The sequence below is a fragment of the Aurantiacibacter hainanensis genome, assembly GCF_036321025.1.
GTDB classification, from domain to species: domain Bacteria; phylum Pseudomonadota; class Alphaproteobacteria; order Sphingomonadales; family Sphingomonadaceae; genus Alteraurantiacibacter; species Alteraurantiacibacter hainanensis.
This window is the reverse complement of record NZ_JAZAPB010000002.1, coordinates 1,521,256-1,540,710: the sequence shown is the minus strand read 5'-3', so window position 1 is coordinate 1,540,710 and position 19,455 is coordinate 1,521,256. Positions and strand designations below refer to the sequence as shown.

The 19,455-nt window shown below is 64.1% G+C and carries 18 protein-coding genes; 13 read left to right on the top strand and 5 right to left on the bottom strand.

The window, feature by feature from the left end:
- Positions 1–4 precede the first annotated feature (4 nt).
- Both grpE and AAA989_RS14900 read left to right on the top strand, forming a co-directional pair.
- A complete protein-coding gene (grpE, locus tag AAA989_RS14905) occupies positions 5–595 on the top strand; it encodes a nucleotide exchange factor GrpE (RefSeq protein ID WP_338244915.1) in 591 nt (196 codons plus the stop codon).
- A 75-nt stretch (positions 596–670) separates the two neighbouring features.
- Entirely contained in the window at positions 671–958 is a 288-nt protein-coding gene (locus AAA989_RS14900) for a YMGG-like glycine zipper-containing protein (protein ID WP_338244913.1), read from the top strand.
- Between the two features lie 38 nt (positions 959–996).
- On the opposite strand, the gene AAA989_RS14895 is transcribed toward AAA989_RS14900, so the two are convergent.
- From AAA989_RS14895 to AAA989_RS14885, 3 genes are read right to left on the bottom strand one after another with little or no spacing between them, the layout of a single operon-like run.
- Positions 997–1,680 carry a cysteine hydrolase family protein gene (locus tag AAA989_RS14895; protein WP_338244911.1) on the bottom strand — a complete coding sequence of 228 codons (684 nt, stop codon included), beginning with the start codon at positions 1,678–1,680 and terminating at the stop codon, positions 997–999.
- 9 nt (positions 1,681–1,689) lie between these two features.
- The gene (locus AAA989_RS14890) at positions 1,690–2,193 is read right to left on the bottom strand and encodes a vgr related protein (RefSeq protein WP_338244909.1); all 504 of its coding nucleotides are present in this window, start codon (positions 2,191–2,193) and stop codon (positions 1,690–1,692) included.
- Positions 2,194–2,212: 19 nt separating this feature from the next.
- Positions 2,213–2,719, bottom strand: coding sequence for a copper chaperone PCu(A)C (locus AAA989_RS14885; protein WP_338244907.1), 507 nt, complete (start codon positions 2,717–2,719; stop codon positions 2,213–2,215).
- Between the two features lie 175 nt (positions 2,720–2,894).
- Here AAA989_RS14885 and dnaK point away from each other — a divergent pair, with 175 nt between their 5' ends.
- From dnaK to AAA989_RS14870, 3 genes are all read left to right on the top strand, one after another.
- Positions 2,895–4,832, top strand: coding sequence for a molecular chaperone DnaK (dnaK, locus tag AAA989_RS14880; RefSeq protein ID WP_338244906.1), 1,938 nt, complete (start codon positions 2,895–2,897; stop codon positions 4,830–4,832).
- A 72-nt stretch (positions 4,833–4,904) separates the two neighbouring features.
- Entirely contained in the window at positions 4,905–6,032 is a 1,128-nt protein-coding gene (gene dnaJ, locus AAA989_RS14875; protein ID WP_338244905.1) for a molecular chaperone DnaJ, read from the top strand.
- 13 nt (positions 6,033–6,045) lie between these two features.
- Entirely contained in the window at positions 6,046–6,663 is a 618-nt protein-coding gene (locus tag AAA989_RS14870) for a DUF6197 family protein (protein WP_338244903.1), read from the top strand.
- Here AAA989_RS14870 and AAA989_RS14865 read toward each other — a convergent pair.
- Positions 6,660–8,972, bottom strand: a complete 2,313-nt coding sequence (locus AAA989_RS14865) for a patatin-like protein (protein WP_338244901.1) — start codon at positions 8,970–8,972, stop codon at positions 6,660–6,662. The genes AAA989_RS14870 and AAA989_RS14865 overlap by 4 nt on opposite strands.
- Before the next feature lie 97 nt (positions 8,973–9,069).
- Here AAA989_RS14865 and AAA989_RS14860 point away from each other — a divergent pair, with 97 nt between their 5' ends.
- The 8 genes from AAA989_RS14860 (at position 9,070) to AAA989_RS14825 (ending at position 17,317) form a co-directional block, all read left to right on the top strand.
- Positions 9,070–9,972 carry an MBL fold metallo-hydrolase gene (locus AAA989_RS14860; protein WP_338244899.1) on the top strand — a complete coding sequence of 301 codons (903 nt, stop codon included), beginning with the start codon at positions 9,070–9,072 and terminating at the stop codon, positions 9,970–9,972.
- 49 nt (positions 9,973–10,021) lie between these two features.
- Complete coding sequence (gene radA / locus AAA989_RS14855; RefSeq protein ID WP_338244897.1) at positions 10,022–11,389, top strand: DNA repair protein RadA; 1,368 nt, start codon at positions 10,022–10,024, stop codon at positions 11,387–11,389.
- A gap of 12 nt (positions 11,390–11,401) precedes the next feature.
- Complete coding sequence (locus tag AAA989_RS14850) at positions 11,402–11,917, top strand: CvpA family protein (protein ID WP_338244896.1); 516 nt, start codon at positions 11,402–11,404, stop codon at positions 11,915–11,917.
- Positions 11,914–12,345, top strand: coding sequence for an iron-sulfur cluster assembly scaffold protein (locus AAA989_RS14845; RefSeq protein WP_338244895.1), 432 nt, complete (start codon positions 11,914–11,916; stop codon positions 12,343–12,345). The genes AAA989_RS14850 and AAA989_RS14845 overlap by 4 nt, the downstream gene beginning before the upstream one ends.
- Positions 12,346–12,375: 30 nt before the next feature.
- Positions 12,376–13,995, top strand: a complete 1,620-nt coding sequence (locus AAA989_RS14840; RefSeq protein WP_338244893.1) for an MFS transporter — start codon at positions 12,376–12,378, stop codon at positions 13,993–13,995.
- A complete protein-coding gene (gene alr, locus AAA989_RS14835) occupies positions 13,979–15,037 on the top strand; it encodes an alanine racemase (protein WP_338244890.1) in 1,059 nt (352 codons plus the stop codon). Before AAA989_RS14840 ends, alr begins: the two co-directional genes overlap by 17 nt.
- A 60-nt stretch (positions 15,038–15,097) precedes the next feature.
- Entirely contained in the window at positions 15,098–15,661 is a 564-nt protein-coding gene (gene phaR / locus AAA989_RS14830; protein WP_338244888.1) for a polyhydroxyalkanoate synthesis repressor PhaR, read from the top strand.
- Between the two features lie 111 nt (positions 15,662–15,772).
- Positions 15,773–17,317: an aminoacyl--tRNA ligase-related protein gene (locus AAA989_RS14825; RefSeq protein ID WP_338244886.1), complete on the top strand. Its 1,545-nt coding sequence runs from the start codon at positions 15,773–15,775 to the stop codon at positions 17,315–17,317.
- 16 nt (positions 17,318–17,333) lie between these two features.
- Here AAA989_RS14825 and AAA989_RS14820 read toward each other — a convergent pair whose 3' ends face one another.
- Positions 17,334–19,343: a M3 family metallopeptidase gene (locus AAA989_RS14820; RefSeq protein WP_338244884.1), complete on the bottom strand. Its 2,010-nt coding sequence runs from the start codon at positions 19,341–19,343 to the stop codon at positions 17,334–17,336.
- Positions 19,344–19,455 lie beyond the last annotated feature (112 nt).

Sequence of the window (19,455 nt, the reverse complement as noted above, 5' to 3'; positions counted from 1 at the left end):
ACAAATGAACGACAACGACAAGAACCGCGACGAAGCGGCTGAAAAGGAATTGGAAGGCGTTCCCGAGGAAATGCTGTCCGACGAGCTTGCCGAGGGCGAGGAGGAGGATGGCGAGGGCGATCTGACCGAAGCGCTGGAGCAGCTTCGCGGCGACCTCGAGGCGGCCAAGCAGGAAACCCTCTACGCCAAGGCAGAGGCGCAGAATCAGCGCCGTCGCCTGGAGAAAGAGGTGCAGGACGCGCGCAACTACGCTGCCACCGGCTTTGCCCGCGATATCCTGAGCGTTGCCGACAACCTCGCACGTGCCATCGACGCGATTCCGGAGGACTTGCGCGAAGACAGCAAGTTCAAGGGTCTCGTCACCGGCATCCAGGCCACCCAGCGGGAACTGGACAAGGTCTTCACCCAGCACGGCATCAGTCGCATTGCTGCCATGGGAATGCCGCTCGATCCCAATCAGCATCAGGCCATGATGGAAGTGCCGACCAACGATGCCGAGCCGGGCACGATCGTGCAGGAAATGCAGTCGGGCTACATGATCAAGGATCGCCTGCTTCGCCCCAGCATGGTCGGCGTCGCGCGCAAGCCCGAATAGTTTCCGGCGACCGGGCGGAACCAGCGTTCGATTCATCCGTAACTTCTTGCAGACAGGGAGAAACGGAGACTTACAATGAAGAAGCTTTTGCTTGCCCCTGCGCTGGTCGCATCAACCCTTGGCCTTGGCGCCTGCGCCGAGAATTACGCGGTTGAAGGTGGCCTTGCCGGCGCCGCTGCCGGTGCCGGTGCTGCCGCCCTTCTGGGTGAGGACATCGAGACCTACGCCCTGGCCGGCGCTGCAATCGGCGGCGTCGTCGGCTACGCCACCGACAAGAACGACGAGTGCGACGGCTATTACGGCGATGGTCGCTATGTCGATGACGATTGCCGCTACAACGACCGTTACGCGCGTTACTGGTAATGCATAGAGGCGCCGCCGATCCAACCGGCGGCGCCCTTTCATTTCCGCGTCAGCATATCCTCGATTTCCTCCACCGTCCGAAGGTCGGCGAAGATCAGCGCCATGCTGTCCAGCGTTCCGGCGTGGGACTCGTCGCTTAGCGCTGCACAGGCATCGACTGCCATGACGACGCGGTAGTTCAGCTGCATCGCATCGCGCGCAGTGCTCTCGCAGCAGCAGTTGGTCAGCGTGCCGGAAATGATCAGGTTCTCGATCCCCCGTTCGCGAAGAACGTCGTGCAACTCGCTGGTTCCGGGCGTGAAACCACTGAAACGGTGCTTGTCGACGAGCAGGTCGCTGTCCTCGATCTCGATGCCCGGCCACATCTCCCAGTAATCGGCGCCGGGTGTGAAGGCGTCCCGATGCGCACCGATCCCGTCCAGCATCCGTTCGGCGAATATCGGCCAGGCGGCGGGTCCGTCAGGGTCGGGCGTAGTGAAACGCAGGAACACGTTGACCCCGCCGGCCGCGCGGATTGCCCGGCTCAGACGGTTGATCTCGTCCACCACTTCGCGCGCATGCGGAACTTCGACAGGTGCGCCTTCGGCAACGAAGCCGTTCTGCATGTCGACGACGAGATGGGCGGTCTTCGTCGCGTCGATCTGCTGCCAGATATTGCGAACCTCGCCGCGCGCCTGCGCGTGGCGGTCCAGTATCGCGGTGTGATCCACTTCGTGAGCCATGCTTGTCTCCTATCGCTTCGCCCCGGGAAAATTCACCAGCACGTCGTAGGCGGCAGGGTCTGCCACGCCTGCAAGCTTGAATCCATTGCGCAGCAGGAATGCGTGCTCGACGATCCGGGCCTGCTGCTCGATGCCGTACTTGGTCAGCGGCCAGCCCGGTTTCAGCGTGTAGTCGTAACTTGCCCAGGGCATGCGGTTGAGCACGAGGTACCAGTCGCCGCGCGTCTGCGTCTGCCAGACATGCGTCATCTCGTGGATGAAGAGCGCCTGCCGGTTGATCGAGGCGGTGGCGAAATCCTCGCAATAGGCCTCGCCCAGCGGATGGAAATGGATATGCCCGCGCGGAGCCATCGTGATGCGCCTGGGCTGGAAAAACGCCCACTTGCGCCGCCTGATGAGGACCTTTCCATAGTCCACGGCGTCGCCGAACATGGACCGGGCGAGCACGACCTCGCCTGCGCCCAGCGGTCTTTCGCCGCCGATGGGGCAGGGGGCCGGGCTCGCTTCGGTCATGCGCGCGGGCGGACCTTCGTCATTCCGCCTCTGCTTCCTCGCCCGGAGCGTCGCCCGGTGCGCGGATCTGTGCCGGGAAACTGACCTTGTCGCCGCCCACGAAAGTCAGCGTGACTTCCGCCTCCCCGCCGACTTCCAGCGTATCGTCGAGATCCATCGCCATCACGTGATAGCTGCCCGGCTCGAACGCCAGCGTCTCGCCCGCGGGCACGTCGAGCTGCATCAGTTCGTCCATCGAAGGCTCGAGGTTCCAGGTGCCCATCTGGTGCAGAACCGCGCTCTGCGCTCCGGCCACGTGGGCCGCGCGGATCATGCGATTGCGTTCGCTCGCATTCTCGATCTCGAAATAGACGGCGGCCGGGTTTCCGGCGACGGCGGGCATGGCCATCCACGCGTCGCTGACCGTAATTCCTTCAGGCGCATCGGGCTCTGCATCGACGGGTTCCTGCGTTTCGCCGCCGCAGGCTGTCGTGGCCATGACCATGCCAAGCGCAGCCGCAGCCGCGAGAATGCTCTTGCTATTCATCATATTCCCCTCTCGAACTCTGGTCGGATTTCTAGTCCGCGCGTTCCCTTGTGCCAAGCAAAAGCACTCCTATATCCGCCATCGTTACACAGCTTTTATCGAGCTGCCGAATGGCTTCGCCGCGGGATCGGGAGGCCGACAGTGCAGCGTCCAACACTCTAAGAGATGGGGAATTATGAGCAAGATTATCGGTATCGACCTCGGAACCACCAACAGCTGCGTTGCCGTGATGGAGGGTGGAAAGCCCAAGGTTATCGAGAATTCCGAAGGCGCGCGCACGACGCCCTCGATTGTCGCCTTCACCAAGGATGACGAGCGACTGATCGGTCAGCCGGCCAAGCGCCAGGCAGTCACCAATCCCGACAACACCCTGTTCGCGATCAAGCGCCTGATCGGTCGCCGGTTCGACGATCCGACCACCAAGAAGGACATGGATCTCGTCCCTTACGACATCGTGAAGGGCAAGAACGGCGATGCATGGGTGGAAGCCGGTGGCGAGGAATATTCGCCCAGCCAGATTTCTGCCTTCATCCTGCAGAAGATGAAGGAAACCGCCGAGAGCTATCTGGGCGAAACCGTTTCCAAGGCCGTGATCACGGTCCCCGCCTATTTCAACGACGCGCAGCGCCAGGCGACCAAGGACGCCGGCCAGATCGCCGGTCTCGAGGTGGAGCGGATCATCAACGAGCCGACCGCGGCGGCGCTGGCCTATGGCCTCGACAAGGAAGACGGCAAGACCATCGCCGTCTACGACCTTGGCGGCGGTACCTTCGACATCTCCATCCTGGAAATCGGTGATGGCGTGTTCGAGGTGAAGTCGACCAATGGCGACACCTTCCTGGGCGGCGAGGATTTCGACAGCGCGATCGTCGAATACCTGGCGAACGAGTTCAAGAAGAAGGAAAACATGGACCTGCGCAAGGACAAGCTTGCGCTACAGCGTCTGAAGGAAGCGGCTGAAAAGGCCAAGATCGAGCTGTCCAGCTCGCAGCAGACCGAAGTCAACCTGCCCTTCATCACCGCGCGCATGGAAGACGGATCTTCCACGCCGCTGCACCTGGTGGAAACCATCACCCGCTCCAAGCTGGAGCAGCTGGTCGGCGACCTGGTGAAGCGCACGCTGGATCCGTGCAAGAAGGCGCTGGAAGATGCCGGCGTTTCCAAGGACGACATCGACGAGGTGATCCTGGTTGGCGGCATGACCCGCATGCCCAAGGTTCGCCAGGTCGTGGAAGAGTTCTTCGGCTCCAAGCCGCACACCGGCGTGAACCCGGACGAAGTCGTGGCGATGGGCGCCGCCATTCAGGCCGGCGTTCTGCAGGGCGACGTGAAGGACGTGCTGCTGCTGGACGTTACCCCGCTGTCGCTGGGTATCGAAACGCTGGGCGGCGTGTTCACCCGCATGATCGACCGCAACACCACGATCCCCACCAAGAAGACGCAGGTCTACTCCACCGCCGAGGACAACCAGGGCGCGGTGACGATCCGCGTGTTCCAGGGCGAGCGTGAAATGGCTGCCGACAACAAGATGCTGGGCCAGTTCGATCTCGTCGGAATTCCGCCGGCACCGCGCGGCGTCCCGCAGATCGAGGTGACCTTCGACATCGACGCCAACGGCATCGTGAACGTGTCTGCCAAGGACAAGGGCACCGGCAAGGAACAGCAAATCCGCATCCAGGCATCGGGCGGCCTTTCCGACACCGATATCGAACAGATGGTGCAGGACGCCGAGAAGTTCGCCGAAGAGGACAAGAAGCGCCGCGAGGCCGCCGAAGTCCGCAACAACCTCGACAGCCTGGTCCACGCGACCGAGAAGCAGCTGGAAGAGAACGGCGACAAGATCGATTCCGGCCTGAAGGGCGAGATCGAAACCGCCGTGTCGGAGGCCAAGGAGGCCCTGCAAAGCGACGACATCGACGCCATGAAGGCGAAGAGCGAGGCGCTGACCCAGGTCGCCATGAAGATGGGCCAGGCCATCTACGAGAAGGATCAGGCTTCCGGCGCAGATGCCGCAGCCGACGCCGCGGCTTCCGCAGACACCGAATCTCCCAGCGAGGAGGAAGAGGTAGTCGACGCGGAGTTCACGGAAGTGGACGACGAGAACAAGTCGTAATCCGAACGATGAAAAAGCAGTCCGCCACCGACGCCGCAAGCGCCGGTGGCGGTACGCTTTAGGGGATCACGAATGTCCGCGACCGATATTGATTTCTACGAATTGCTGGGCGTTTCCCGGGATGCCGACGGCGCGACGGTGAAGAGCGCCTATCGCAAGATGGCGATGAAGTATCACCCGGATCGCAATCCCGGCGACTCCGAAGCGGAGGCCAGGTTCAAGGCCTGCAGCGCCGCCTACGAAGTGCTGAAGGACCCGCAGAAACGCGCCGCATACGACCGCTATGGCCACCAGGCCTTCCAGCAGGGCATGAATGGTGGCGGCGGCCATCCCGGGGCCGATTTCGCCGATCTCGGCGACATATTCGAAACCATCTTCGGCAGCGCCTTCGGCGGCGGCGGAGGCGGTCGAGCCCGTCCGCGCCGGGGCGCCGACCTGCGCTACGACATGAAAGTCAGCCTGGAAGAGGCGTTTCACGGCAAGGAAGACGAGATCACCGTCGAGATTGCCGCCCAGTGCGACACCTGCAACGGATCGGGCGCCGAACCGGGCACCGGACGCCGTCGCTGCGAACTGTGCCATGGCCACGGCAAGGTACGCGCGCAGCAGGGCCTTTTCGTCATCGAACGTCCGTGCCCCACATGCAGCGGTCGCGGCGAGGTTCTGGAACAGCCGTGCGGATCCTGCCGCGGCGAGGGCCGCGTCGACAAGGAACAGACGCTGACGGTGGAAGTGCCGCCCGGGGTCGACAACGGCACCCGCATCCGGCTTTCGGGCAAGGGCGAGGCCGGGCCGATGGGCGCCCCTTCGGGCGACCTCTACATCTTCGTCCACGTCCAACCCCACGCGGTGTTCGAGCGTGAGGGCACTTCGCTGTTCACCCGCGTTCCCATAAGCTTCACGACCGCTGCGCTGGGTGACACCATCGAGATACCCGGCCTCGACGGCGAGAAGCACGCGATCGATATCCCGTCCGGCATCCAGTCGGGCCGGCAGCTGCGCAAGCGCGGGGCCGGCATGCCGGTGCTGCAAGGGCGCGGACGCGGCGACCTGGTGGTAGAGGTCATGGTGGAAACGCCCACCAGGCTATCCGGCCGCCAGAAGGAAATCCTGCGCGAATTCCGGGAAACCGAAACGGGCGAGGAATGTCCGGAGAGCCGCGGCTTCTTCAACAAGCTGAAAGATGCCCTGGGCGGATAGCCGAGGGCGGCGCTTGGCTGGCGCTCTTGGCCTTGCCGCCATGCTGCCAGCCTGCGCCGCCACGCCGTCCACCGGTCCGCGTTCCTGCGCGATTGACTACGCCGACATGCGCGACCGGGAGCTGGCGATCATCGAGACGGCAGAGGAGATCCTCTCGACCGTTTCCGAAAGCGAGCCAGGACCGGAGCAAATGGCGCAGTTGGAGCGGGGCCTTGCCCTGCTGGGAAGCCGGGAGAGGGTGGTCGATTCGCTCGACCTCTCGATCATCGAAAGCGCGGCGGCCATGCTTGCTTCAGAGGATCTGTGGGATTGGCAGGATGATCGACAGTGCGCACGCGCCGATGCCACGATCAGCCTGTTCTGCGCCCTGCAATTCGCCTCCATCGATGCGACGGGCAGCTATCAGCATCGCCGGACCGGACTGCAGGAAGTGCGGCTGGCCTTGCAGGATGCGACGCCGGGCCGCGACTACGCCCACAGGCTGCGCGATTTCAACAACGATCCACGCACGTCGCTGGAGGATGTCAGGGCCGTTCTGGATACGGCCTATGCAAGGGTTGAATACCGGCTAGCCATGCAGCAGGCCTGCGAATGGATTCCACCTCTGATGGAAATGGATCTGGCCGCCTAACCCAGCTTTGCGATAATCTCCCGCCGCAGCGAGTCCACGAGGTAGGCGGCGCAGTTGTCGCGTGTTTCCTCCTCATCGCAGATCGCCAGGAAGGCATCGCGTTTCGTGGCAAGACAATCCGCGGCGTCGTACCCACCCGGAACCGTCGAACAGACCAGGTCGATCATCCGCTCCGCCCCGTGCAGGCGTCCCCACAGGTAGTCGTTCTCGCGATACGCCCGGCTGAAGAATGCTCCGAAATTGAAGAACTCGGTCCCCCGCAGAGTCGCCGCGGTGCCACCATCGCGAATGGCGACGGCATCCTCCGGGCTGATGCGGTCAACCTTCACCGGGTCGAATTCGGTCAGGCCTTCGTTGCGAAGCAGGGGCAGGGTGGCGACGTCGTAGAACGGGAAGCCGAGATAGGCCAGAAGCACGCGCCGCCGCAGATCCTTGGGCATGGACTCCAGCGCCTCGCACAGCACCTGCTCGGACGCCTCGTCGGTTTCCCGCAGGGCGCGGCGCTCTGCCAGCGCATCCAGGAAGGCACCGGGTTCATCCATCACCCGCGCGGCAATCCCTTCGAAATCCAGGCCCAGGTTCTCCGGGTCCTCCTTGGCAAAATAGAGGGTCAGCACGCGGTAGACCGCGTCGCGGGCATCCTGCAGGCCATCGTCCGAAATATCGGGATCAAGCTCCCAGTCGCGCGAGAGGCGGCGGGCGAGCAGGCGCAGGCGGCGGATGCGGAAGGCAAGGTCGTGGTCGCGGAAGAAGCCGATGGCCACGTCGCTCGCTCCGCCGCCCCGGTCGGCGCTCAGGCTCGTCATGCCGCGCCTCTCCGTCTCCTCGCGGAGGCGCGACGCGATGGTCGGGACATCGGCGAGATCGGGGCTGTTGGCCGCCTTGAGCGCCAGGTCCGCCAGCCTGTCCAGAATACCGCTGAGTTTGGCCTGCGCATAGGAATGGAAGGCATATCCGGCGTCTTCGGCGGCGGCCTGTTGCGCCCTTCCGCGCCAGTTGGCCAGTCGCTTGCGGTTGGGGCGGTCGAGAAACAGCGTTCGCCCGAAAAGACGGTCCACCGCCCCTTCGACCTCCGGTCGCAACGCTGCCACCATCTTGCGCAGCTTCTCCGCCTCGCGTGTCTGCTCTTCCAGCAGTTCGAGGTTGTCGCGGATCGGCTGTTCGCGCGGAATGGCGGATAGCGAGCCGGCGATGGCGCCGAAAAAGCCAACAGGCTTCACCGCCTCGCCCTGCTCGGTCCGAGAGCGGCGCGGGGAAGGATCGATGTAGACGAACCGCCGGTCAACCTCGCGCTGCGCGGGCCTGACGGTCAGCGCCTCGATGGCGCCTTCGAAAGGCGCGTTGTTGAGGACCGATCCATCGACGAGGGCGACATGCTCCGTCGTGCCGCGCTCGACATGAGTGGGCATGATCCGCCTCAGGAACCGTTCCCGATCGGGCCATTTGCCGCCGCACACCTCGTCGATTTCGGAAAGGCGCAGCGGCGGAAAGGCGCCGGGAAAGCTGGCGGTGGCGCGCGCGGCAAAGGTCAATTCGCACAGTTGTGCCAGGTTCTGTCCGCCTTCGAGCGGGGTATGGGCGCGGAAGCCGATGGGCATGCGATGCTCCGGCTCCTCCACCTTTGGCGGGCTGTTGAGGCGCAGGGTTTCCAGCCTCCCGCGAAAGTCGGTGGCCGTCACCAGCAGATCCAGCGGGTGCCGCGCGGGCAGCAGCGGATTCTCAACCGGTCCATCTTCCATGGCCTTCAGGGCCGTGTGAATCAGGCGGCTGAACCCCGCCCCCGAAAAGGGCGGTTCGAACCAGCGCCCCCGCACCAGGCTGGAAATCTTCTGGCGGACTTCGGAGCGGGTTTCCGCCGAAACGGTTTCGGAAACCGTGTTGCCGGGCGCTCGGGTCAGATACCAGACGATCGGACGCATGTAGGCGCGGGCGGCAGGGGACCAGGGCCGGGCTTCAGGCTCTATCAGCTTTTCGACATCGGCAGTTTTCAGCCACAGTTCGGTCAACGGCTCGAGGCTGCGCCCCGAATAGATGGCCTGGGCGAGAAAGACCGCGTTGATGCCGCCTGCGCTCGCGCCCGTCACGATATCCGGCAGCACGCGCAGGCGAAGGTCGCGCTCCGATTCTATGCGGCGCAGCAACGAGAGGTAGACAGCCTCGACGCCTGTCACGTTCTCCTCGACGTCGGCATGGAAGGCGCGGCTGGCACGGGCCAGCTTCCATATCTCCTTCGTGACGCCATGCATGTAGACCGCCAGGCTGACGCCGCCATAGCAGACCAGTGCGATCCTGAGTTCTTTCTGCCGCATCGGGGCCGTTGATGGCAGATGGCAGACGGCTTGCCTAGGCGCTCGACGCGGTTGTCACGGGGCGATAGGATGATCGTCAACAGGGGAGGGACCAAGCATGAGGTTACACGCAGTCATTGCCGCCGCCGCGATCGGGGTAGCGGCCTCGCCGGTCGGTGCGCAGGACATGAGCGAGGTGGAAATCACCGCTGTCGAAATCGCGCCGGGCATTGCCGTTCTCTATGGCAACGGCGGCAATATCGGCGTCAGCCACGGCGATGACGGCACGATCCTGATCGACGACCAGTTCGCGGAACTGACCGACCGGATACAGCAGGCCGTGGCGGACCTGGGTGCAACGCCCACGCGCTTCCTCGTCAACACCCACTGGCATTTCGACCACGCGGGCGGGAACGAGAATTTCGGCAATGCCGGTGCAACCATCGTCGCGCACGACAACGTGCGCATCCGCCTGGCGGAAGGCGGCACCGTGGTTGGCAACGTGACCCCTCCCGCACCACCGGAAGCCCTGCCGATCATAACCTACGACCAGGGCATGACCTTCAATGCCAACGGCGACACGATCGACCTGATGTACCTTGGCGGCGGCCACACCGACGGCGACACGGTGGTGTTCTGGCGAGACGCTAACGTCGTGCACATGGGCGACATGTTCATGCACCAGCTCGGCTGGCCTTTCGTCGATGTCGGCAGCGGCGGGAACGTGGAGCAACTGCTGTCCTCCCTGTCGCGGGTGATTGCCATGATCGACGAGGACACGGTCATCATTCCCGGCCACGGAGAGCTCGCGACGCGGTCGGATCTCGTCGCCTTCCACGCCATGATCGCGGAAGGGGTGCGCCGGATCGAAGCCTTGCGCGAAAGCGGAGTCAGCCTCGAGGACGCGATAGCCAGGCGCCCCGTCGCCGGGCTCGTGAATGCCGAGGGAGGTTTTATTTCCGACGACGCCTTCGTCACCAGCGTATGGCAGAGCCTGGAAGGCCACGCCCACGGGCACTAGGACTGTCGCGGGGCTTGTGTTCCGTTTCTGTTCCGCTTAACGCAGGGCCATGGCCAAGCCGAAGAAACGCTTCATCTGCACCGAATGCGGCAGCGTCGCCAGTCGCTGGCAGGGTCAGTGCGGCGATTGCTCGCAGTGGAACACCCTGGTCGAGGACGCACCCGACACCAAGTTCGCTTCCAAGCACGACCTCTCCAGCGGAGGGCGAGCGATCGCCTTCGAATCGCTGGATGCGCCGACCAGGCCGCTTGACCGGCGCTCCACCGGAATAGCCGAGTTCGACAGGGCACTGGGCGGCGGGCTTGTGCCCGGCGCGGCCATCCTGATGGGCGGAGAGCCGGGGATCGGGAAATCGACGCTGCTGTTGCAGGCTGCCGCGAAGATTGCACAGGAAGGCGGGACAGCTGTCTATGTCAGCGGCGAGGAGGCGACCGGCCAGGTGCGCATGCGCGCCGCACGGCTTGGCCTCTCGAAAGCTCCGCTGAAGCTGGCAGCCGCGACTTCGGTGCGCGATATTCTCACCACGCTGAACCAGGACGAGCCTCCGCAACTGCTGGTGGTCGATTCCATCCAGACCATGCATTCCGACATGATCGAAGGCGCGCCCGGCACCGTCAGCCAGGTGCGCGCCAGTGCGTTCGAACTGATCCGCTTTGCCAAGGAACGGGGCACGGCGCTGGTTCTGGTCGGCCATGTCACCAAGGACGGCAATATCGCCGGTCCGCGCGTGCTTGAACACATGGTCGACACGGTGATGAGCTTCGAGGGGGAACGCAGCCACCAGTATCGCATTCTGCGCTGTCTGAAGAACCGCTTTGGCGCGGTGGACGAGATCGGCGTCTTCGCAATGGAAGGCCACGGGCTGGACGAGGTGGGCAACCCGTCCTCGCTTTTCCTTTCCGGACGCGAGGAAGCGATTGCCGGTGCGGCGGTCTTTCCCGCGCTGGAAGGCACCAGGCCGGTACTGGTGGAAATCCAGGCGCTGATCGTGCGCCTGCAATCGGGCGCAACGCCGCGCCGGGCCGTGGTGGGCTGGGACAGCGGGCGACTCGCCATGTTGCTCGCGGTGCTGGAATCGCGCTGCGGCCTCAGTTTTTCCACCGCGGAAGTCTACCTGAACGTGGCCGGCGGTTATCGCCTGTCCGATCCCGCGGCCGACCTGGCCGTGGCCGCCGCGCTCGTCAGCGCGCTGGCGGACAAGCCGCTGCCCGCTAACGCCGTGTGGTTCGGCGAACTGGCGCTTTCGGGTGAAGTGCGCCCCGTCGCCCACGGCAACGTGCGGCAGAAGGAGGCGGCGAAACTGGGCTTTGCGAGGGCTTTCGGACCCGCAGACGGGGGGCAGGGCGTTGCTGGCTTGCGATACACGGATGTGGGCGCCGTCGCCTCTCTCGTTGACCGGGTGATGGCATCGGCATAAATCCTTGCGCGGATGACGGGCTTCGATCTTATCGTGCTGCTGATCGTGGGGGTCGGCGCAATAGGCGGGTTCCTGCGCGGCTTTGTGCAGGAAGTCCTGTCGATAGCCGCCTGGGTCCTCGCGATCTTTGCCATCCGCTTCCTGCATACAGACCTGACCGCGGCGATCCTGGATTTCATGGGTTCTCCCGTCACCGCCGCAATCTTCGCTTTCGCGCTGCTTCTGCTGATCCCCTATGCCGCCATGAAACTCATTTCGCGTGTGGCCGGGCGATCTTCCCGCAATTCGGTGCTCGGCCCGATCGACAGGGTGCTGGGCTTCGGCTTCGGCGCACTGAAGGGCATCATGATCGTGGTCGTGGCCTTTTCCCTGCTGGTGCTGGGATACGACACGGTGTGGGGATCGAAGGGTCGCCCCGTGTGGATTGCGGAGGCGCGAACCTACCAGCTTGTCGATGCCGGATCGCGCGCCATGGTGCAGATCATCGCTGAAAGGCGCGAACGCCTGCTGGAAGAACAGGCGGGATGAGCGCGGAACGGCTCTACACACCCGAAATGCTCGCCGCCGCGGTGGAGCTTGCAGAAAGTCCGCTTCTCGAAACGGCTACGATCCTCGGCTCCGCCCGATCGCCCACGTGCGGCTCCACGCTGGAGATCAATCTGTTGCTCGACGGTGATAAGCGCATCGAGAAGGTGGGCCTGAAAGTGCGCGCCTGCGCCGTAGGACAGGCTGCCGCGGCGATCTTCACGCGCCATGCTGCGGGCAGGGATGCTGCCGATATTCGCAAGGCGCACGATGCCATGGCGGCCTGGCTTTCGGAGGGCGGGACAGAACCCGATTGGCCCGACATCGCACTGATTGCCCCTGCGAGGGACTATCCGGGACGTCACGGCGCGATGCTGTTGCCGTGGAAGGCAGCGATGGCGGCCCTTTCCAGCACGGCTGAGGCAAGCTAACCAAACTCCTGACCATTCCCGGGGGAGCATATGGCGACAGCGGCCGCACCAACCTTTCACGAACCGAGCAAGAAGGAAATCCGCCTCGTCATCGCGGCAAGTTCGGCCGGCACGGTGTTCGAATGGTACGATTTCTTCATCTACGGCACATTGGCAGGCCTGATCGGTGCAGCCTTCTTCCCCAGCGACAACGAAACGCTGCAGACGCTGCTGGTGTGGGCTGGCTTTGCCGTCGGTTTCGGCTTCCGCCCGCTTGGCGCAATCCTGTTCGGGTTTCTGGGAGACCGGCTGGGCCGCAAGTACACCTTTCTCGTCACCGTCACGCTTATGGGCGTGGCGACCGCGGGCGTCGGCCTGATCCCTACTGCCGCCAGCATCGGTCTGGCCGCGCCGATCATCGTCATCGGCTTTCGCATCCTGCAGGGCCTGGCACTGGGCGGTGAATACGGCGGGGCGGCCATCTACGTCGCCGAGCACGCGCCGCCCGAAAAGCGCGGTTTCTACACCAGCTTCATCCAGGCCAGCGTAGTTGGCGGCTTCGTGCTTTCCATCCTCGTGGTGCTGACCTGCCGCGCCCTTATCCCGCCGGACGATTTCGCCGCCTGGGGCTGGCGTATCCCGTTCCTGCTCTCCCTGATCCTGCTCGCCATATCGCTGTGGATGCGCTTCAAGCTGTCGGAAAGCCCGGTTTTCCAGGCCATGAAGGAAGCCGGCGAGACGGCCGGAAACCCGTTCGTGGAGAGCTTTACCTATCCCGGCAACAAAAGACGCATCTTCGTGGCGCTGTTCGGGATCACTGGCATCCTGACTACGATCTGGTACACCGCCTTCTTCTCCAGCCTCTCCTTCCTGCGCGGGCCGATGCGCGTGGAGGAGGGCCTAGTGGAGATCATCATGCTGTTGGCGGGCTCCATGGCCATGGGTCTCTATCTCGTGGTCGGCCGCTGGTCCGACAGGATCGGCCGCAAGAAGCCGATCATCATCGGCGCGCTGGCCACCTTGGCACTGATTTTCCCGCTGTTCTGGGGTATGGGCTCGCTTGCCAATCCGGGCCTGCAAAAAAGCGCCGAGGAAGCTCCGGTAGTCGTGAGCGGCGCGGATTGCAGCTTCGATCCCTTCGCGGAGGTTCAGGCGACCCAATGCGGAAGGGTGCTGCAGGACCTTACCGCCCTGGGCGTCCCCTACGACCTGCGTAGCGGGGCTTCCAGCCTCACCATCGGCGGGGCCAGCCTCGATTACAGCGCCCTCGACGAAGGCAACAGGCGCGGCACGATCCAGTCCGCGCTGGAAGCGCAGGGCTACGACTTCTCGGTCCAGACCCCGCCACTGCCCAACATCATCGGCATCCTTGGCTTGCTGCTGGTGTTCGGCGTGTTGTCGGCGCTCACCTACGGCACGGTCGCAGCGCTGCTGGCAGAGATGTTCCCGCCGCAGATCCGCTATTCCTCGCTCTCCATCCCCTACCATATCGGCGCGGGCTACCTTGGCGGCTTCCTGCCGCTGATCGCCGGATACATCGTGGCGCGCACGGGCGATGTCTATTCGGGCCTGTGGTACACCTGGGCCGTGGTCGCCTTCGGCGTCGTCGTCGCCTGGTGGGGCATACCGGGAGGACCACCGCGCGATTTCGAAGATGACCCTGCCCGATAGACCGCCCGCCAGCCTGCGCCTGCGGATCGACACAGATGCCCTGATCGCGAACTGGCGAACGCTCGACCGCATGTCGGGAAGCGCGAGAGCCGGGGCTGCGGTAAAGGCCGATGGCTATGGCCTGGGGATCGACATGGTAATGCCGGCCCTCCTGTCGGCGGGTGCCCGGAACTTCTTCGTGGCGCACTGGAGCGAGGTTCCGGCTGTCCTGAAACACACAGCTGGCGATACGATCGCGGTGCTGCATGGCGTAGGCAACGCAGAGGAAGCGCAGTTCGCCCGCGCCACGGGGGCGCTCCCGGTCATCAATTCGCTGCGCCAGGCGCAGCTGTGGCTCGAAAGCGGGGGAGGGCCGTGCCACCTCATGGTGGACAGCGGCATCAACCGGCTTGGCATCGAGCCCGCACGGCTGGGGGAGGGCGCGTTGCAGGAGCTGGAGATCGATACGCTGATGTCGCATCTCGCCTCTGCCGACGAGGACAGCGCGCAGAATGAGGTCCAGCTGGCTGTCTTTCGCGAAGCAGTGTCGCGGTTCGATGCGAAGAACTACAGTCTCGCCAACAGCGCAGGCATCGCGCTGGGGCAGGACTATCACTTCGACCTGACGCGTCCGGGGCTCGCCATCTATGGCGGCGTTCCGCGACCCGAACTGGAAGGCGCGATCCGCCAGGTCGCGTTTCCCGAAGCAGCCATTTTGCAGATGCGAGAGCTGCATGCAGGGGACTACGTGGGATACAACGCAACCTGGCGCGCGGATCGCCCCATGCGGGCGGCAACGATTTCAATAGGCTACGCCGACGGCATCCTTCGCAGCTGGGGCGAGGGCGGTGCATTGCAGCATGGAATGCAGCGACTTCCGATAATCGGCCGTGTTTCGATGGACATGGTCATCGTGGATTGCAGCGATTCGAACCTTCGCGAAGGGGATTTTTGCAGCCTTCCCTATGGTTTGCCGCAGGCTTCGAGAATCTCGGGACTGTCCCAATATGAGCTCCTCACGCTGCTTGGGAGGCGATTACAACGGGTTGTCCATCGGGATTGATTGCTAAATTCATGCTGCGAGTGCTAAGATGCGACCACACTAAGGGCAGGGATCCGCATCATGGCCGCAAAAAAGACCGCCGACGGCGAACCGATTATCATCAAGAAGTACGCTAATCGGCGCCTCTACAACACCAGGTCATCCAGCTACATCACGCTTGACGACCTGGCGCGAATGGTTCGGACGGGCGTGGATTTCCAGGTTCTGGACGCCAAGACGGGCAGCGATATCACCCATGCGATCCTGACCCAGATCATCATGGAGGAAGAGGCGAACGGCGAGCACATGCTGCCGGTCAGCTTTCTGCGCGAGCTCATTTCCATGTACGGCAATTCGATGCAGTCGATGATGCCGCCCTATCTCGAAGCGACGATGGAAAACTTCCGCACCAACCAGACCAAGCTGCAGGAAGCCTTCAAGTCGAGCATGGGGCCGGACGCGTTTTCCAAGATCGCAGAGCAGAACATGGCGATGTTCCAGGCGGCGGCGGGTGCATTCATGCCCGGCGCCAAGGGGGCCGCGACTGGCGAGCCTGCCAACGAGGCTTCGAGCAAGGACGATATCGAGGCGCTGAAGGCCCAGATGGCCGAGATGCAGCGCAAGCTCGACAAGTTCGACAACTAGAATTCACGCGGTCTTCCCGGCCGACCCCACCTGCATCGACGCAAGTCTCGACATGACGCCTCGCGCGCGTCATTGGGGCTTCGTATCGATTCCCACTCTGGATCCAAGCCCATGACTGCCATCCGCCACGCCCTCAACGCCAAGCGCGCAGACGACTTCGCTGCCTGGTACCAGGAGGTCATATCCGCCGCCGACATGGCCGAGGAATCGGGCGTCCGCGGCTGCATGATCATCAAGCCGTGGGGTTATGGCATCTGGGAGCGGATGCAGCGCCTGCTGGACGACCGGATCAAGGCAGCGGGCGTCCAGAACGCCTATTTCCCGCTGTTCATCCCGCTCGCCAATTTCGAGCGGGAGGCCCAGCATGTCGAGGGCTTCGCCAAGGAAATGGCGGTCGTCACCCATCACCGCCTTATCTCCGATGGCGAGGGCGGTCTGATGCCCGATCCCGAAGCGAAGCTGGAAGAGCCGCTGGTGGTGCGCCCCACCTCGGAAACGATCATCGGCGATGCCATGAGCCGCTGGGTGCAGAGCTGGCGCGATCTGCCGCTGCGCCTGAACCAGTGGGCCAACGTCGTGCGCTGGGAAATGCGAACCCGCATGTTCCTGCGCACCAGCGAGTTCCTGTGGCAGGAGGGGCATTCCGCCCACGCCTCCGCCGAGGAGGCGAGGGACGAGACGATGATGGCTCTCGAGATGTACCGTGCCTTTGCCGAGGAAGACGTCGCCATCCCCGTGATCGCCGGGGAAAAGCCGGAGAACGAGCGTTTTCCCGGCGCGCTGGAAACATGGTCGATCGAGGCCATGATGCAGGACGGCAAGGCGCTGCAGGCGGGGACGAGCCACTATCTCGGCACCAATTTTGCCCACGCCGCCAACATCCACTTCCAGAACAGCGAAGGCCGCGAGGAACTCTGCCATACGGTCAGCTGGGGTGTTTCCACCCGCATGGTGGGCGGCCTCATCATGGTTCACGGCGATGACGACGGGCTGCGCGTCCCGCCCGCGCTCGCGCCCTTCCAGGTGGTCATCCTGCCCATGCTGCGCGACAAGCCCGAGGATGAGGCCCTGCTGGACTACTGCGAGGGGCTGCGTGCCGCCATCGCTGGACAGACCGTGCTTGGCGAGAGCGCGCGCGTGCTGCTGGACAAGCGGCCCGGCAAGGCAGCGGCCAAGCGCTGGGACTGGGTCCGCAAGGGCGCGCCGGTGATCATCGAAGTCGGTCCGCGTGACATGGAGAACGGGGTCGTCAGCCTGCTGCGCCGCGATGCGCTGTGGGACATGGAAAGCGGCAAGCCCGCCTTCCAGAACCCTGACCGCGACCTGTGTGCGCAAAGCGTGCCGACGATCCTGGCGGACATGCAGAATGGCCTTCTGGTGGAGGCGCGCGAACGGCGCGAAGCGAACATCGTGCGCGACATCACGGACATGGATGCGCTCGCCGCGCATTTCGGGCGCGACAAGAAGCACCCGGGCTGGGTGGAAGTGCAATGGTCCAAACCCACCGGGGAGGGGCTGGACAAGGTCGTCGAGCAACTGAAGGAGCTGCGCCTTACCCTGCGCAACGTGCCGATGAACGCGCCGCCCGCAGACGGCACGTGCATCTTCACCGGAGAGCCGGCGGTGGAACGCGTCTACGTGGCGCGCGCTTACTAGACGCGCGCCCTGCCTTTCACTGTTCCAGTCCGCGTTCCAGTTCGGCGCGGAAGGCATCCATCGTCACATCCCGGCCCAGGAAGTCGCGCACCAGTTCAGCCGCAGGCCTGGCGCCGCCCGGCTCCAGGATCAGGCGACGATAGTCGTTCGCGGTTTCGGGATTGGTGAGGCCTTCCTCGCGGAAGCGGCTCATCAGGTCCTGGGCGATCACGCGTGACCAGCCGTAGGTGTAGTAGTTCGATTCGTAGCCATCGAGGTGACTGAAGGCGGACTGGAATTCCGAATAGTCCGGCGCCGGTATCAGTGAATACTCGTTGCCCCAGGCACGTGTCGCCGCGCCGAGATTGTCCGGCACCGGCTCCGTATGGAACTTCAGCGCGATGTTCGACAGGCCCAGCTGGCTCATCTCCATCATGCCCTGGTTGAAATAGGCGACGCGGTTCATCCGCTCCACCAGGTCGCGCGGAATAGTTTCGCCCTCGGCGTTCACCGCGAAGGTGGCCAGCGTGTCGTAATCGAGCAGCCAGTTCTCCAGCATCTGCGAGGGCGCCTCGATGAAGTCCCATTCGATGCCGATGGGGGTCAGGCCCGCCCATTCCTGCGTGCCGCCGAAGATCACGTGCAGCACGTGCCCGAATTCGTGCAGGAACGTCTCGACCTGGCCGTGTTCCATCAGGCCGGTGGAGTGGTCTCCCTGCGGCAGGTTCTGCACCAGCGCGGTGGTCGGCGGGCCGTAGTCCGGATCGCCCCAGTACATCGGCACGACATTGGCGTGGGTAAACTTGCCCGGCCGCGGGTGCGAATCGAGATAGAAGCGCCCGATCACTTCGCCCTCGTCGACAACTTCCAGCGCCTCCACGCTTTCATGCCAAACTGGGGTGTCCCAGTCGCGAATCTCGACGTCGAACAGCCGCTCCGTCAGTGCGAAGACGCCGTCGCGAACGTTGTCGTAAGCGAAATACTGGCGTGCTTCCTGCGGATCGTAATCGTAGTTGGCCTGCTGCACCTTCGGGCTGAGCCAGCCTGTCTGCCAGGGCATGATCGCCGTCGCGCCGGGTTGCAATTCCTGCAGAACAGCCAGCGACTGGGCGTAGTCGTACTCCGCCACCGGGCGGGCCGCGGCGGCAGTGTCGGCGATCAGCGTCTCGACCTTGTCCGGGGTGTTCAGCATCCGGTTCTCGAAACTGAGCGCGGCATAGCTTTCGCGACCGAGAATGTTGGCCAGTTCGCGCCGCAGGGTGAAGATTTCGCGCAGCACCTCGTCATTTTCCGGCCACGCGCGCTGGGAATAGACCTCGGAGAATCGGCGGCGCAGATCGTCGCTCTCGGCGTAGGTCATCACCGGCTGGTAGTCGGTGTAGGCCGTGGTCAGCGTGATCGTGCCATCCTCCCCGACCTCGCGCGCGTCGATGAAGTCCTGCGGAACGCCCTCCAGTTCCTCCGGCGTGACCTGGATCGTGCGCACGTCCTCGGCGATATTGCGGGCGAAATCCGAGCTGAGCTGGCTGAGCCGATCGCGGATTTCCTGCACGCGGGCGCGCGGGCCATCGTCGAGGCCAACGCCGGCGCGTTCGTAGTCGGCGATGAGGTCGGTCAGATAGGCCTGCGTGAGCTCGTCCGCGTCGCTTGCGTCGATGGCGGTCAGCTTCTGGTAGATCGGCTGCGACAGGTTCAGCTGGCTGGCGAACGAGCCGAGCGAAACGGTGCAGTCGCCCGCCGCCTGTCTCAGTTCCGGCTCCAGCAGCACCTGCTGGTAGAGCTGGAACTCGCCTTGTGCGCCCGACAGGATGGCCGTTGTATCATCCAGCCGGCGCAGGGTCGTATCGACGCTGGGCTCGGACTGGCTGCCGATGATCGCGTCGCGGTGCAGGCCCAGCTGATCGAGATAGAAGTTGCAGCGCGCGCCCAGCTCCTCGACACTGGGATCGGTCATCACCGGGCCGAGTACGGGATAGTAGCTGCCCGCCAGGGCGGGGGTGGCGAAGGCTACGCTGGCGAGCAGTCCTGCCGAAATTGTTCTGATCATTGCGAGAAATCCTTCAGCCGGAAAGCGTTGTGGTTGCGCACGAAACCGCATAGCCTTGCCCTTGGCAAGAGCCATTCGCGATAATCCAGCAGCAGCAAGAGCAAATCCCCAT